The sequence below is a fragment of the Streptomyces zaomyceticus genome, assembly GCF_014656215.1.
GTDB lineage: Bacteria > Actinomycetota > Actinomycetes > Streptomycetales > Streptomycetaceae > Streptomyces > Streptomyces zaomyceticus.
In genome coordinates, this window is record NZ_BNBZ01000019.1 from 33,932 (window position 1) to 48,341 (window position 14,410).

The 14,410-nt window shown below is 72.8% G+C and carries 12 protein-coding genes and 1 riboswitch; of the genes, 5 read left to right on the plus strand and 7 right to left on the minus strand.

The annotated features are described in order from the left end of the window. Window positions 1–72: 72 nt before the first annotated feature. Window positions 73–1,353 (minus strand): radical SAM protein, encoded by a 1,281-nt coding sequence (locus IE311_RS23440; RefSeq protein WP_189833853.1) that lies wholly within the window; start codon window positions 1,351–1,353, stop codon window positions 73–75. Window positions 1,354–1,503: 150 nt separating this feature from the next. After that, the gene (locus tag IE311_RS23445; RefSeq protein ID WP_189833751.1) at window positions 1,504–1,989 is read right to left on the minus strand and encodes a molybdopterin-dependent oxidoreductase; all 486 of its coding nucleotides are present in this window, start codon (window positions 1,987–1,989) and stop codon (window positions 1,504–1,506) included. 316 nt (window positions 1,990–2,305) lie between these two features. Here IE311_RS23445 and IE311_RS23450 point away from each other — a divergent pair, with 316 nt between their 5' ends. Continuing rightward, window positions 2,306–2,773 (plus strand): SRPBCC family protein, encoded by a 468-nt coding sequence (locus IE311_RS23450; protein ID WP_229902101.1) that lies wholly within the window; start codon window positions 2,306–2,308, stop codon window positions 2,771–2,773. Between the two features lie 51 nt (window positions 2,774–2,824). On the opposite strand, the gene IE311_RS23455 is transcribed toward IE311_RS23450, so the two are convergent. From IE311_RS23455 to IE311_RS23465, 3 genes are all read right to left on the minus strand, one after another. Continuing rightward, window positions 2,825–3,244 (minus strand): hypothetical protein, encoded by a 420-nt coding sequence (locus IE311_RS23455; protein WP_189833752.1) that lies wholly within the window; start codon window positions 3,242–3,244, stop codon window positions 2,825–2,827. Window positions 3,245–3,458: 214 nt separating this feature from the next. Further along, complete coding sequence (gene helR, locus IE311_RS23460) at window positions 3,459–5,627, minus strand: RNA polymerase recycling motor ATPase HelR (protein WP_189833753.1); 2,169 nt, start codon at window positions 5,625–5,627, stop codon at window positions 3,459–3,461. A gap of 223 nt (window positions 5,628–5,850) precedes the next feature. Beyond that, window positions 5,851–6,507, minus strand: a complete 657-nt coding sequence (locus tag IE311_RS23465; RefSeq protein WP_189833754.1) for a hypothetical protein — start codon at window positions 6,505–6,507, stop codon at window positions 5,851–5,853. A gap of 132 nt (window positions 6,508–6,639) precedes the next feature. On the opposite strand from IE311_RS23465, the gene IE311_RS23470 reads away from it, so the two are divergent. Further along, window positions 6,640–7,671 (plus strand): FAD-dependent oxidoreductase, encoded by a 1,032-nt coding sequence (locus IE311_RS23470; RefSeq protein ID WP_189833755.1) that lies wholly within the window; start codon window positions 6,640–6,642, stop codon window positions 7,669–7,671. Window positions 7,672–7,821: 150 nt separating this feature from the next. Here the strand turns inward: IE311_RS23470 and IE311_RS23475 are convergent, their stop codons facing one another. Next, window positions 7,822–9,021, minus strand: a complete 1,200-nt coding sequence (locus IE311_RS23475; RefSeq protein WP_189833756.1) for a serine hydrolase domain-containing protein — start codon at window positions 9,019–9,021, stop codon at window positions 7,822–7,824. A gap of 156 nt (window positions 9,022–9,177) precedes the next feature. On the opposite strand from IE311_RS23475, the gene IE311_RS23480 reads away from it, so the two are divergent. Further along, a complete protein-coding gene (locus tag IE311_RS23480; RefSeq protein ID WP_189833757.1) occupies window positions 9,178–10,590 on the plus strand; it encodes a TerD family protein in 1,413 nt (470 codons plus the stop codon). Between the two features lie 269 nt (window positions 10,591–10,859). Here the strand turns inward: IE311_RS23480 and IE311_RS23485 are convergent, their stop codons facing one another. Continuing rightward, entirely contained in the window at window positions 10,860–11,234 is a 375-nt protein-coding gene (locus IE311_RS23485; protein WP_189833855.1) for an acyl-CoA thioesterase, read from the minus strand. Between the two features lie 129 nt (window positions 11,235–11,363). Then, window positions 11,364–11,589, minus strand: a riboswitch (cobalamin riboswitch). A 189-nt stretch (window positions 11,590–11,778) separates the two neighbouring features. On the opposite strand from IE311_RS23485, the gene IE311_RS23490 reads away from it, so the two are divergent. After that, the gene (locus IE311_RS23490; protein ID WP_229902102.1) at window positions 11,779–12,420 is read left to right on the plus strand and encodes a TetR/AcrR family transcriptional regulator; all 642 of its coding nucleotides are present in this window, start codon (window positions 11,779–11,781) and stop codon (window positions 12,418–12,420) included. Window positions 12,421–12,593: 173 nt separating this feature from the next. Next, on the plus strand, window positions 12,594–14,042 hold the full coding sequence (locus IE311_RS23495) for a diacylglycerol/lipid kinase family protein (protein WP_189833759.1): 1,449 nt from the start codon (window positions 12,594–12,596) through the stop codon (window positions 14,040–14,042). Window positions 14,043–14,410: the final 368 nt, after the last annotated feature.

Here is a 14,410-nt window from a genome sequence, read left to right on the forward strand (position 1 = left end):
CGGCACATGAGGAGAGGGCCGGTACCCCCGCGGGGGTACCGGCCCTTTTCGTGATGCGCGGTCAGCCGTCCGTCACTCGCCCGGAGCCGGCGGCAGCGCGTCCATGAACGAACTCACCGAGAACACCGCGCGCCCGGGGCCCGCGGGCCCGTACCCGGGCGGCGCCGTCAGGCCGTACTCCTCCAGCGTCGCCGTGTACGCCTCGAGCAGCCGCAGGTGGTACTCGAGCGGTGCCCCGTCAGGGTTCTCCCGGCCCAGCGGGGTCGTCGGCTCCGGGCACCAGGTGGTGAACCGGGGCGTGATCCCCCGCGACATGAAGAAGCGCAGCCCCTCCCGGGTGGAGGCGATCGCCTCGTCCACGGTCAGGAAGCCGGAGGGGCGGGCCATCTCGACACCGGCGACGAAGTTCGGGATGACATTGCGCGGCCCGAAGACCTCGGCCGAGTCCAGGATCCGGCGGTGCCACTCGTCCCGGCCGATGTAGCGCTCCTTGCCGGGGCAGTACAGCTCGAACAGCCGGCGGTCCCACACCTCGTAGTTGGGGTGGTAGATCCGGATGCCGTAGTCGTGGAACCTCCGCACGTCCTCCTTCGGCAGGGCCTGGGCGACGACCTTGCCGATCCAGCGGCCGGGGAAGCGCTCCTCGATCGCCCGCGCGTACTGCCCGTAGAAGTCGGCCTCGTCCTTCCCGCCGACCTGGGACGTGACCGCCCCGCCCGTGAGGGTGTACGCGGTCGAGGTGCGGGCGGTGTCGTGGCGGTCGATGATCTCCAGCGCCTCCAGGACCTCGTCGACCGGCTTCACCCCGGTGTACGGGCGGCCCGCCGCCTTGTGCTGGCGCCAGTTGTGGTTGATGTCGCAGTACTGGCACTCCTCCTTGGCGCCGAAGTACTGGCAGACCCGGAAGACCGTCAGATAGATCAGGTAGCCCCACTGGATGGTCGGCGCGACCTCCATCACCGACTTGCCGTTCGCCAGCGGGTGCCGGTAGTACTCCGGCATCGGCGGCAGGCCGACGTCGGCGATCCTGACCCCGTCGAGGAAGAGCGCGAGCGCCCCCTCCCCGTCCGGCGCCACCCGGTACGGGGACGACGGGTTGACCCGCACCGACACCACCGTGCGGCGCAGCCCGTACGGCCCGCCGGTGAGCACGATCTCCTCCGGCGGCCGGTTCAGCGCGGCCTCCCCGAGCTCCGGCAGCGTGCGATGGTCGAAGGAGAAGATGAAGTACGACTTGGGCTTCACCTCGCCCCCCTCGTTGCCGCTCAGTGCGGACGGGTCGAAGGCGACCCCTCCGCGCAGCAGGTCCTCCTTGAACACGGCCTCCGGAGGGATTCCGGGGAAGCGTTCCATGAGGGACTCGACGACGGCGGTACGGGTCGGGGCGGCGTGGGACACAGCGGATCTCCAGTGGTGAGAGACGACGGAGCCGACGCGTCTCACGCTACGCGCGTCCGTGCCCGGGGCCGCGGCCGGGACCCCGGCGCGGCCGGACCGGCGGACTCAGACCGGCAGCGGGGCGGGAGCCGGGCAGCCGCCGATCCAGATGCCGGTCACGGCGCTGACGTACCGGGCGCCGCAGCGGTCGGAGGGGACGACGAGCTGCGTGCCGGCCCCTTCGAGGTCCATGTCGTCCATACGGGTCGCGAGGAGGACGGGGGCGTTGCCGAAGTCCGCGTCGATCTCCGCCCACGACAGCACGGTGTGGTGGCCGTCGCCCCCGCTCACGGCGAGCAGGAAGCGCGAACGCTCCTTGCGCCGGGTGGGTTCGAAGTCCGGGCGGACACGGCCGAGCACCTCGCGCAGGAGCGCGCCCTCGAAGGTGTGCTGCTGCGGCCCGGCGGTGGCGCAGTCGAAGACGACCTCCACCCGGTGCTGCTCCCAGCCCGTCCGCAGATCGGCGACGGTCAGCCGGGCCGGCTCGGCCACCTCCCCCCAGAGTGTGAACGCAGCAGTGCGGGTGACGGGCGGAGCGCTGGGTCGACTCATCGGAATCCCCTTCTGACGGCCGGTACGGCGACTGCGCCCAGTGATACCCGACAGCCGGGGCGGAGAACCGTGCGTGCAAGGCGAATCCCACGATGCAGTCGGCGATTGTGAGCTTTCTACGAGTGCGTGGTTCTCATCCTCCGGTTCGATGCCCCAGGGTCACCGGTCCTCGCCCGCCGGGGCGCGGGCCCTCGAGGTGCTGCGTGACGCCGGTCTGGTTACGCTGCGCACAGAGCGGACGAAGCGGTTCCGCCGGTGGAACCGGGGAGGGCTCGGTCCGGCTCGCCGAAGAGGCCGAACGAAGCGAGAAGCCCTGATGACGATCCCCGAAACCCCCATGGACACCGTCACCCTGGAACGGCGCATCGGTGCCCGGCCCGAGACCGTCTTCGGCTTCCTCGACGACCCGGAGAAGTGGCTGTCGTGGATGGGCGCCGACGGCACGTTCTCCTTCGAGCCGGGCGGCTCGTACCGCACCCGCGTCACCGGGGAGGACATCGCCGCCGGCCGTTTCATCACCGTCGACCCGCCCCGGCGGATCGTCTTCAGCTGGGGCTGGGAGTCCGGCCCCGTGCCCGTGCCGCCGGGCTCCAGCACGATCGAGATCACCCTGGCGCCCACCTCGGAGGGCACCGTCCTGCACCTGATCCACAGCGGTCTGCCCACCCCGGAGTCCTGCGAGGCGCACGCCGAGAGCTGGCAGCACTACGTCGACCGCCTCGCGACCCGTGCCGAGGGCGGCGACCCGGGCCCGGACACCTGGACGCGGCAGCCGGCGGGCTGAGCGGACCGCCCGGTCCGCTCGCGCGAGACCGGGCGCCCCGTCGGGAGCGGATCAGGCGCCCACCGGCATCGGGTCCCGGACCTGGGTTCCGGCGCCGAGCTCCCGGACGAGGCGGTGTCCGAGGCGCAGATAGGCGGCGAGGTCCGCGCGGGGTGCCTTGCGGACGAGGTGGCGGATCGCCTGCATGGCCTCCCAGGCGGAGGTGTGTGCCAGGGTGCCGCCCCAGCTCTCGCCGAGTCCGTCCCAGAGGTAGGCGCTGAAGCCGAGCTGGAGCGACCCGGCCCGGCGCCGCTCCTCCTCGTGCGCCTCCAGAGCCCGTGCGAAGAATCGTTCCGCCTCTACGGTGGGCAGCGCGGAACGGATGATGCGCAGGTACGGCGCGACAAGCGACGCGACCTCGGGGCACTCCCCGCCGGGAACGACCTGGTCGTCGACAACGGGAGCGGCGGCGTGTTCGCGTGTCTGAGTCATAAACCTATCGATACGTCATCTCATCGCTGGAACGTTTGTGGCACGCCCACGTGTGCCACCGGTTCGCCCCACTGAGCCGGGAGAGGGAGACCCGGCAGCCGAACGGGCGCAGGGTCCCCGGCGGGGCGCCGGGTCCCCGACTCGGCCGGAGTCCGGACGGGGCCCGAGCCCTCCCACCCACCCGGCCCGGCCCGCCCACCCGGCCCGCCCTCCCTCAGGAACTCGTCAGGACGACGAGCTGCTTGGTCGCACGGGTCATCGCCACATAGCGGTCGACCGCTCCCCCGATGCCCTCGCCGAACCGCTCCGGGTCGACCAGGACCACCAGGTCGAACTCCAGCCCCTTCGACAGGGACGGCGTCAGCGACCGGACCCGCGGCCTCGGCCGGAAGCGGGGAGCGCCGATGACACAGACCGTCCCGTCCGCATGGGCGTCGAGCCAGTCGTCGAGGATCCCGTCCAGTTCCGCCACCGGGCCGCGCGTCACCGGGATGCCGCTGCTCCGCACCGACGTCGGCACGTTGGCGTCCGGCAGTGCGGCCCGGATGGCCGGCTCGGCCTCCGCCATGACCTCCTCCGGCGTCCGGTAGTTGATGCTCAGGGACGCCACGGTGAGCCGGTCGAGCCCGACCCGCTCCAGGCGTTCCCGCCACGACTCCGTGAAGCCGTTCCTGGCCTGGGCGCGGTCACCCACGACGGTGAAGCTCCGGGACGGGCAGCGCAGGAGCAGCATCTGCCACTCCGCGTCCGTCAGCTCCTGCGCCTCGTCCACGACGATGTGCGCGAACGGCCCGGCGAGGAGGTCCGGTTCGGTGCCGGACAGCACGGCCTCGTCGACCAGACTCTCCTTGAGGTCCTGGCCGCGCAGCATCGTGACCGCGCCCTCGCCGTCGACGTCCGCCGCGAGCACATCCGCGATGACATCGGCCATCCGCGCGCGTTCGGCGGCGAGGGTGGCCTGCTGCCGACGCCTGCGCCGGGCCGACTCGGGATCGCCGAGCCGCTGCCGTGCCGCGTCCAGGAGCGGCAGGTCGGAGACCGTCCAGGCCTGCGCGTCCGCGCGCTGGAGCTTCTGCACGTCCTCACGGCCGAGCCGGGGAGCGCACTTGCGCAGATACGCGGGGACCGACCACAGATCACCGACGAGGTCGGCCGCTTCGAGCATCGGCCACGCGCCGTGCAGGGCGCCCGCCAGCTCCTCGTCCTGCCGCAGCGCCCTCCGGAACTGCTCCTCCGGCACCTCGCCGTCGAGCTTCCCCAGGAGGATCGAGCCCAGCTCGTCCCAGATCTGCTCCCGCGCCTCGTTGTGCGGAGTACCGGCCTCCGGTGCGTCGAAGGCCTCGGCCCAGTCGTCGGCGCTCAGCGGGATGTCGGCCCAGTCCGTGGAGACCGTCATCCCCCGGGCGGGCGGCTCCTCGTAGAAGCGGACGGCGGCCTCGATCGCCCGCACCATGTCCACCGAGGACTTCAGGAGCGCCACCTCGGGGTCGCGCTCGACCGTCGCCCGGGCCCCCTCCTCGACGAGGTCCCGCACGGTGCAGGTCTGCACGCCCTCCTCGCCGAGACTGGGGAGGACATCGGCCACGTACGCCAGGTAGGGCTGGTGCGGACCGACGAACAGCACACCGCCACGGCGGTGCCCGAGTCGCGGGTCCGCGTAGAGCAGATGCGCGGAGCGGTGCAGAGCGACCACGGTCTTGCCCGTGCCCGGTCCGCCGTCGACGACCAGGGTGCCGCGGGAGCCCGCCCGGATGATGGCGTCCTGATCGGCCTGGATGGTGGCGAGGACGTCGCGCATCCTCGGCGACCGGCTGCTGCCCAGCCCGGCGATGAACGCGGACTGGTCGTCGAGCGCCGCGTGTTCCTCGAGCCCGTCGGCCGTGAACACCTCGTCCCAGTAGTCGCTGACCCGGCCGCCGCTCCAGCGGTACCTGCGGCGGCTCGCGAGCCCCATCGGTGCGGCGTGGGTCGCCGCGAAGAACGGCTCCGCGGCCGGGGAGCGCCAGTCCACGAGGAGACGGTGCCCCGTGCTGTCGGTGAGGCCGAGGCGTCCGATGTACACCGGCTCCGCGCCGTCCGTGCCGACGATGTGCCCGAGGCACAGGTCCAGGCCGAAGCGGCGCAGGGTGCGCAGCCGCCCGGTCAGCCGGTGGATCTCCGCGTCCCGGTCCATCGCCTCCCGCCCGGCACCGCCGGGCGCCCTGCGTGTGGCGTCCAGACGGTCGGACAGCTCGGCGACCGTCTCTTCGAGGGTCTTCGCGACGGCCGCGAAGTGCCGCTCGTCACCGGCGATCAGCGCCGGGTCGGCCTTGGGGGAAAGACGGTCGGGAAGGTCGAACGCACTGGCATCGCGCGACTGGTCCACCGACGAAGGCACACGCACGGGGTGAGTCTCTTTTCTGCAGGTCCTGGCTGAGGTGAGGATTCTGCGGTACGACGGGGGCCTTGCCGCAAGCCCCCCTGTGCGCTATAAGTTGTAAGTGGCGAGAGGTGACTGCACCTTCTCGCCCTTACTGTTTCGGCCGTCGCCGTCGCCCCTCTCGCGCCACCCCCGCCCTGAATCCGGCGTGAGGACGCGCTCAAGCCGATCCGCCCCGGATCCGCCCCTATGACCGCGGCGTGCTGTCCGAGCGCCACCTGCCGAGGCGAGGGCGTCCCGGCAGTTCGGCGCGGCCGGTGGCCCACAACAGGGTGAGCCAGGGATCCGTGCCGCCCGGAGCCTGCGGAAACAGACGGGCGAGCACCCGCGAGCAGAGAGCGGAGGGCGGGGTCCACGCGAGCCCGAGGCCTTCCGCCAGATCGTGCGTGTGGACCAGCGTCTCCTGCACCCCCAGCGCCGCGAAGCCCTCGGGGTCCGCCACCCCGGCGGCGTGGTGGGCGCGGACCGCGGGCGGCGTGGTGCGCACCATCGCGACCAGCAGCGCACCGCAGGCCTCCAGCACCTGCAGCAGACCGGCCGGACCCGCGGCACGGTCCGCGAAGAGGAAGACCGGGGGTGCGTCCGGTCGCTTCCGGTTCAACGCGATCGGCACATGGGTGTCCAGCGGTGGCACCTGCGGCCCCAACTGCACGGCGTAGTAGAGCAGGTCGTTGGCGAGGTGCTCGGCGGTCTCCCAGCAGTCCCACTCCAACGAACCGGCCCTGCCGCCCCACCCCTCCGCGGGTGCGTCCCGGAGGACGTCCACGGCGAGCCGCACGGCGAGGTGTACGTCGTCCGCGGTGACGGGGGACGACACGGATCCGGTTTCGACCGACGAAGACATCGCAGCACCGTATCGCGAGGGAGGAGAGCGCCCGGGTCCGGCCGTTGTGGTGGGAGGGCGGCGGGAGTTGGCGGCGGGGCTCTCTCCGTGCCCGGTACGCACCCGGACGGTGCGCGCTGCTGGAATGGCCCCATGGCCGACACACCGCCCCGCACGGCTCAGCCCACCGCCCGCCCCGACCGGGCCGTTGCCCCCACCCGTACACCCGCCGACGCCTTCGCCCGCGCCTCCGCCTCCGTCTCCGGCTCCGCCGAAGATCCTGTCCACGACGCCGATCTGATCGTCATCGGCGGAGGGCCGGCCGGCTGCGCGGCCGCCCGCACCGCGGCCGGCGTGGGCATGCGGACGATCCTGATCGAGCCGGACGCCCTGTGCCGCAACCTCTACCGCATCCCGGCCCTGAACAACGTCCTCGGCGGATGGACCGACGGACCCGCGCTCGCCGACGCCGTCACCGCCGAACTCAGGAGCACCGACCTCTGCCGGCTCGAACTGGGCCGGGAGGTCGGCGGAGTTCACGTCCATGACGAGCACGTCGCCGTCACCCTGGACACCGGTGCACGCCTCACGGCCCCCCACGTCGTCGTCGCCACCGGCGTCGGCCCCCTCCAGCCCCACGACGTCGGCTGGATCACCGCCCCCGACACCCGGCCGCTGCCCCCGCTCTGGCGGGCCACTTCGCGAGACGCCGAAGCACGCACGCTCCTCGTCCTCGGCGGCGACCGCCCGATCGGCACCTTCCTCCGCGCCCGACCGGACACCGACACCCGCCTGTTGGTGGCGTACCCGGAGTCGGACGCGTACAAGATCGAGGAGATCCGCGACGACCCCCGCGTCACGCTCCTGCCGACCGAGCGTCTGACCCTGTCCGTGTCGGTCTCCGGGCGGGCGACGGCGGACATCCTGAGCGGCGACGGCGGGCGGCGTACGGTCACGGCGGACGCCGCGTACCTGAGCATCGGGAACGCGCCCACCGCCCCACCCGGCGACCTCGTCCGGGGAGCGGACGGTTACTGCCCGCCGGGCGATCAGCATCCGCGGGTCATCGTCGCCGGCGACCTGCGCGCCGCCCGCTTCCAGCGGATCATGACGGCGCTGGGCTCGGGCAGCGAGGCGGCGCTGAGGGCGTACTACGCGGCGAGGGACCTCTCCGCGGGGCGGTGAGCGCCGCTGCGAAGAGGCCCCTGCGAAGAGGCCCCTGCGAAGAGGCCCCTGCGAAGAGGCCCCCGAGGAGGGATACCCGAGGGGGGATCCCTGAGGAGGGATACCCGCGCCGCGGTGCATGCGGGGGCGGCGGTTCCTCGGCGCGGTGGCCTACTGCGGGGCGGTCGCGCCGTCGTAGACGTTGCCCGGGGTGGCGATCGCGGTGATCGCGCGGGCGAGCAGCGTGGACGGCTCCTGGCCGCCGACCTCCGAGTCCGTGTTGATCATGAGGACCAGGGTGGCCTTCTGCGAGGGCAGGTAGACCGTCACGGTCTCGTAGCCCGGGATGGAGCCGTTGTGCCCGATCCATCCGTTGGTCTCGAAGATCCCGAGGCCGTAGCTGGTTCCGGGGTGGCCGGTCGGCAGCGTCCTGAGCCGCTGGGCCTGCGTCTCGGGACTGAGCAGCTCACCGGTGGCGACGACCCTGGCCCAGCGGCGCAGGTCGTGCAGATCCGAGATCATCGCGCCGGCCGCCCAGGCCCAGCTGGGGTTCCAGTCCGTGGCGTCCGCGACCGCGCCGTCCAGCGTCTGGTCGGTGTAGCCGCGCGGGTGCGGCTCGGGGAACTCGGCGCCCTCCGGGAACAGGGTGTGGCGCAGATGGGCCGGGCGGAGCACCCGGTTGCGGACGAAGTCCTGAAGACGCTGCCCGGTGACCTTCTCGACCACCAGACCGAGCAGCACGAGGTTGGTGTTGGAGTACTCGAACTGCGCCCCCGGCTTGAAGGTGTTCCTGTGCCTGAAGCCGTAGGCGAGCACCTCCCGCGGGGTGAAGGAGCGCTGGGGGTCGCTCAGCAGATCGTGGACGAAGTCCTCGTCGGAGGTGTACGGGAAGAGGCCGCTGCGCATCTCGGCGAGCTGCCGCAAGGTGATCCGGTCGCCCTTCGGCACACCGCGGACGTAGCGGGAGATCGGGTCGTCGAGGCCGATCCGCCCGTCGTCGACGAGCTTGAGCAGCGCGGTGACGGTGAAGGTCTTGGTCTCGCTGCCGATCCGGACGTAACCGTCGGTGCGCATCGGCCTGCCGGTGACGGTGTCGGCGACCCCGGTGGCCCGGACGTACTCTCCCTTGCCGGGCATCCACAGCCCGACGACGACACCGGGGATGCCCGCCTGCTTGCGGACGTCCTCGATCGTCCTGTCCAGCCGCGCGGTCAGCTCGGGCCCCAGCCCACCCGGCGGACAGTCGTCCTCGCCGTGCGGGGCGACGGTCGCGGCGTGGACGGGCGTGGCGGGAGTCGCCGCCATCGGCGCCAGCACGGACGCCACGAGTACCGTCGCGGCGAACAATCGGCGATAGGGGGTACGTCGCATATCGGGACGCCTCTTCCGGGTCACGGTCACGGTCACGGACGGCCACATCACCACCGCCACCCCACCCCGGACACCCCCCGCCGACCGTGCCCCCCGGCGATTCCACTCGTTCGGCGGGGCTGTCGGCGGTGTCGCCCTCGGTGTCAGGATGCGGGCATGACACAGATCATCAAGGGGGGAAACCTTCCGCTCAGCGGCGAGCCGATGCGGGTCGCCGTCGTGCGCCGGTCCGGTGGGGCGGGGGCGCCGGAGGTCGACGCGGCGGCGCTGCTCGTCGACTCGGGCGGAAGGGTCAGGGGCCGGGGCGACCTGGTGTTCTACAACCAGCCCGAACACGCGGGGAGCGGCGTACGGCTGACGGGGCATGCGCAGCGTGAGGGCGGGGTGGTCGCCGACTGGCTGGAGATCGACCCCGGCCGTGTCGAGCCGGCCGTGGACCGGATCGTGGTCGCGGCGTCCTGCGACGGCGGGACCTTCGGAGAGGTCGAGGACCTGTATCTGCGGGCCGTGAGCGCCACCACCGGGGAGCAGCTCGCGCAGTACGTCGTCGAGGACGCGACCACCGAGACCGCCATCCTGCTGGGCGAGTTCTACCGCAGGAACGACGGGTGGAAGTTCCGCGCCGTGGGGCAGGGCTACGCCTCCGGACTGCCGGGCCTGGCCGCGGACTTCGGGTTCTCCGTGGGGGACGGGCCGGGCGCGGAAGAGGAGTTCGCGGACGGGACGGGCGCGACGGAGGAGGTCGCGGGGGCGGCGGCCTTCCCGGCCGCTTCACCGCCCGCTCCGACCTTCGTGGACGTTCCGGCGCCGGCGTCCCCGGCCGTGCCCGCGCCGGCACCGGCACTCGTGCCCGCGCCGGCACCGATACCGGCACCGATACCTGTACTTGTACCCGCCGTCGCGAAGGCCGGTGGTCCGGTGTCCGCCTCCGTCGCGCCCCTCGGTGTGGCCCCGGGGCGGTGCAACGCCCTCCCCGGCGAGTTCGGCCCGGAGTTCCCGTACGTCGAGTACATGGGGAGGGGCAAGGAGGACGTCGAACCGGAACTCTCCCTCCCGCGCGGCTTCCTGGTGGTCGACGTGATGAAGAAGGGGGCCGGCGAAGTGGACGTCGTCACGCTGACCATCCGCAGGCGACGGTGGCGCCCGGTCCTGCGCAGTCGCATCGCGAACCTGCGCGGAGTGGGTGTCTTCCACCACGACGGCACCACGCCGATCCGGATCCGCGTCGACACCCAGGGACAGTGGATGATCAGGCTCCGCCCGGTGTCGACGCTGCGTTCCTTCGACGGTCCGCTGGAGGGGTTCGGGCCGGACGTCCTGGCGTACACCGGCGAGAAGATCGACGTGAAATACCGGTTCCAGGGCGACGAGGACAAGAGCGGGGCTTCCGCGGTGTCGGTCCACCGGCGCGGCGGGCACCGGGAGCCCGCGTTCAACGAGTGGGGGCGGGGACGCGGCACCGGTTCGATTCCCCGGGGCCCGCGTCTGCTGGTCGTCGAGGCCGCCGGCGGCTGGTCGTTGGAGCCACGGCCGGCGGGCAGCGGCGGCTTCTGGACCCGCCGCCGCTAAAGGGTGTCCGGAAAGTCCCGCCTGGCTCGCGACGCCTGACACGCGCGCTCGCCGCGTTGTCGGGATCGTCCAAGTACGCCCGGTACGAGGGCGACCCTCCGCCTTGCGATCGCACGCACCGGACGCCGCGAGCCCCGCCCTGCGGGCGGACGGCGGGACTTTCCGGACCCCTTGGCCGTCTCGGAAGGGACGGCCAAGGAGGTGTCCGGCTCCGACCCCCGGTCCGGTGGGGGGCACATGCCCCGGCTCCCACCGGCTCCGGGGCCGGGTCAGTTCGCCCCGGACCTCGCGGGCTCGACCACATCGAGCACGGGCACCGCACGCGGCGAGCCGTCCGCGTCGATCGCGACGAAGGTGAGGAACGCGGTGGCGACCTCGGCGGCGGGACCGGAGTGGTTCCACCGCTCGGCGGTGACCCGTACACCGACGGTCATCGACGTCCGCCCGGCCCGCTCCAGGCCCGCCTCGACGCTGAGCAGGTCCCCGGCGCGGACCGGGGCGAGGAACGTCATCCGGTCGACGGAGACGGTGACGGCGGGGCCGTCCGCGTGCCGCCCGGCGGCGGCAGCGGCGGCGTCGTCGATGAGCTTCATCATCACGCCGCCGTGGATGGTGCCGTACAGATTGGTGTCGTGGTCGCTCATGATGTGGGCGAGTACGACCCGGGAGTCGTCCGGGGTCTTGGACGTACGGGCAGGGCTGGTGACGGTGCGATCGGCCACGTCAACTCTCCTTCGCGAGTCGCGGCAGGGCGTGTCCGCGCGCGGGGGTGCCCGGCGCACGGGCAGCGGGCAGGTCTTCGGACTCGCGGGCCCACCCGCCGGATTCCACCGGCGGACACCTACTGGCCGTCGCTTCCCAGACCCTTCCCGGACCCAGTGCGTATGACGGCGGTCGTTCCCGCTCACCGCTGCGGGGCAGTCCCGGATTCCCACCGGGTTCCCTCTTACGACGCATCCCGCCTGGCGGACGGGGCGAACCAGCTGCACGCGCCAGGCTACGACAGGGGGCACGGCCGCTGCTGCTGACGAAGTCCATGAGAAGGGTCGGCGGATCCTGCCCGCACTCTCCAAAAGCCGGAGGGGGCGGAGGCCGGTCGACCGTGGCTCTCCGGAGACGCGGCGCGTGGCCGCCCCGAGCGGTTTGCTCATGCCGTGCCCAGGACTGTCGCTGATACGATCTCGATTCGTGTTCGAGAAAGAATCGACAACGCGGTCTCCCGCTCGCCCGGCCGTGGTGCAGCGCCGGGGCGTGGAGCGCAGGCGGGCCATCCTCGACTCCGCCGAGGCACTGCTCGCCGAGCGGGGCTACGAGGCCGCCACGCTCAAGGCGATCGGAGAACGGGCCGGCATTCCCGTCGCCTCCGTCTACCACTACTTCTCCGACCGGCATCAGGTCGACGCCGAACTGCTGCAACGCCATATGGCCGAGCTCGACGTCCTCATCGGCGCCGAGCTGGAGGCCACCGGGCCGCAGACGCTCAGCGACACGGCCGACGCCGTCATCAACCCGTCGCTCGCCTACTTCCGCCGGCACCCCGGCTGCACCGCGCTGTGGTTCAAGGGGCGCAGGGAGCCGCTCGTCGAACTGGTCCGCGCGTTCGACAAGGCGCAGGCCGAGCGTCTCTGGCGCCTCCTCGTGGAGCGCGGCCTCATCCCCGCCGACGTACCGCTCCTGGCCATGGAGCTCGCCTTCGAGATCGGCAACCGGCTCTTCGACGTCGCGTTCCGCCGCTCGCCGGACGGCGACGACGCCACGGTCGACGAGTCCCGCCGCGTCGTGACCGCGTATCTGGAGACCTACGCCTCGGACGCCCGGCGACGCGGCTGACGGCGCCCACCTGCCGGTCGCGGGGGAGCGCCGCTCACCCGCACGGCCCGCCAGGGATGCCCGCCGGTCCGCGAGTGGGAAGGCTGGTGGCACGGAGCGGGCAAGGAGCGGGCACGTCGAGGGCGCGGAGCGGGCGCCGGTCGGGCGCGTGCGGGGCGAGAGGCGGACACGGGATGGGTCAGGACGGCAGGGGCGGGACGGGGTCGACGGGCACCGGCCCACCCGCGGCCGCGAGGCTGCTGGCGCGCCTGGCCGTGCTCGCGGTGATCGGGTCCGTGGTCGTGGTGGTCCTGGCGGTCGGCGAGGGCGGCCTGGAGGTCCTCCTCGCCGGATTCCTCGGACTCGTCGTGTGTGCCGCGGGCGTCTGGTGGTTCGTGGCCCACCGGGGCGCCGTCCGCTTTCTGGGGGCGCTCCTCGCGATCGCCGCGCCGGTCGGCGTCGTGGTGCTCTTCGTGCACGACGGACTGTGGCTGACGGCTCTGGTACTGGTCCTGTGCTGGGGTGTCGCGCTGGCCTGCGCCCGGTCGGCGTTGCGCAAGGCCCGTCCCCGACGGGTCGGGCGGGGAGTCACCGCACCCCGGCCCCGAAGCCCGTACCTCATCATGAACCCGAAGTCGGGGGGCGGGAAGGTGGGCCGCTTCGGGCTGGTCGAGCGGGCGCGGGCACTCGGCGCCCGGGTGACCCTGCTCGATCCCGACGCCCCCGCCGACGTGGCCGAACTGGCCCGCGAGGCGGTCGCCGAGGGGGCGGACCTGCTCGGCGTCGCCGGCGGCGACGGCACCCAGGCCCTGGTCGCGGCGGTCGCCGCCGCACACGACCTGCCCTTCCTCGTCGTCTCGGCCGGCACCCGCAACCACTTCGCCATGGACCTCGGCCTCGACCGGTCCGACCCGGCCCGCTGCCTCGACGCGCTGACGGACGGGGAGGAGCTCCGGATCGACCTCGGTGACGTCGCGGGCCGCGCCTTCGTCAACACGGTGTCCTTCGGCGTCTACGCCGACGTCGTCCAACGCCCCGAGTACCGCGACGACAAGGCCGGCACGGCCCTGACCCTCATGCCGGACCTGCTGGTCGGCGAAGGCGTGCGGCGGCTCGACGCGCGCATCGACGGCACGCCGCTCGTGTCCCAGCAGGCACTGCTGATCAGCAACAACCCGTACATCTCGCCCGATGTGGTGAGCGGTGGAGGCCGCAGGCCGAGTCTTCACGACGGCGAGCTGGGTGTCTTGGGGATCCGGGTGGAGGGCGCGGCCGAGGCCGCGGACCTCGCGGTGCGCGGCTCGCAGTCCACCGGGCTGACCGTCACCACCGCGCGGCGGGTCGAGGTGACCTCCTCGGCGGGGCAGGGCTCCGGTGCGGACGAGATCCCCGTGGCGGTGGACGGGGAGGCACTGCGCATGACCACGCCGGTCGTGTGCACCGTGCGTCCGGGCGCGCTGCGGGTCCTGGTGCCACGGGACCGCCCGGGCGTCGCGGCCCCCGCTCCGCGGGTGAACTGGCGACAGCTCCTCGACCTCGCCTTCGGCCGTCCCGGAAGGACCCCGGAAGAGGGGGGTTCGGAAGAGGGGGCTTCGGAAGAGGGGAACTCGGCGGCGGGGACCTCCGGAGGACAGAGCGGCTGACCTTCCCGGTCGCCGGGCCCGAACCGCGGTGCCGCCCGCGAGCGCCGCGATGCCGCCCGCGATCGCGGAATGGCTGCGCCCGGTCGGGTTCATGGTGGAGTCGATCAGTCGTGCGGTCGCGTCGGCCAACTGTTCGGGCAGTGAGGCCTGTTCGGGCTGTTCGGCCGTTCGGCCCCGTCGGACCGGATGAGGCACACCGATCGCGGCTGCAGTTCGTTTTCCACCACAGCGGCGCTATCCGGCCAACATTCTGACGATTTCGACTCCCCGGACAACCGGAAATCCGGTCCCTTCCTCTCACCGCACGGGCGCAGCGAGTGCCTCTCACGGGCCCGCCGGACGGTTGTCCCGTCCCGCAGGGCCGGGTG